At 47.1% G+C, this 773-nt stretch carries 1 protein-coding gene; it reads right to left on the minus strand.

Annotation, left to right across the window (positions count from 1 at the left end; genetic code table 11):
- Positions 1-773, minus strand: a 773-nt coding sequence (locus A3738_RS05460; RefSeq protein ID WP_304440070.1) for a vitamin B12 dependent-methionine synthase activation domain-containing protein, incomplete at both ends; no start/stop codon positions are given.

Below are 773 nucleotides of genomic sequence, written 5' to 3' on the forward strand. Positions count from 1 at the left end.
TAATAAAAGCCACTGACTGATGCCGCTGGCGTCATCGCGAAGTGTTCGGTGAGCTCCATGCCTACGTCTTGTTGCGCATTCAAAAGAGCAAATAGCCTTTCTTTTTCGGTGTGGTCAGGGCAAGCTGGATAGCCCGGCGCAGGACGAATGCCTTGATATTTTTCTTTGATCAGCGCTACGTTATCAAAGCTTTCTTCAGATGCATAACCCCAATGCTCTTTGCGAACTTTTTCATGCATATACTCGGCGAATGCTTCGGCCAATCGATCAGCTAGCGCCTTGATCATAATCGCGTTGTAGTCATCAGCCGCAGCTTCGAATTCATTTGCAATCTCTTCAACGCCAAGACCCGCGGTAACTGCAAATCCTCCTATATAATCTTCAATGCCTGAATCGCTTGGTGCGATAAAGTCAGCGAGGGACATCGTAGGGCTAAGCTGGCCTTCGACTGTTTTCTCTACCTGCTGGCGAAGGTGATGTAAGCGCGCGAGTTCTTTCGTTCGGCTTTCATCTTTGTAAACCACGACAGTATCATCATCTTCAGTCGCGGCAGGCCAGAAACCAATCACGCCACTTGCTCTGATACGTTCGTCTTCGAGCATTTCAGTTAGCATGGCTTGTGCATCGTTATAAAGACTCGTAGCCGCTTCACCAACAACCTCGTCTTTCAGGATTTTTGGAAACTTGCCTACTAAGTCCCAAGATATGAAAAACGGTGTCCAATCAATGTAATCGACGAGTTCTTTGAGGTCGATGTTTTCAAATACTCTTGT

Source organism: Oleiphilus sp. HI0066, from assembly GCF_001635725.1.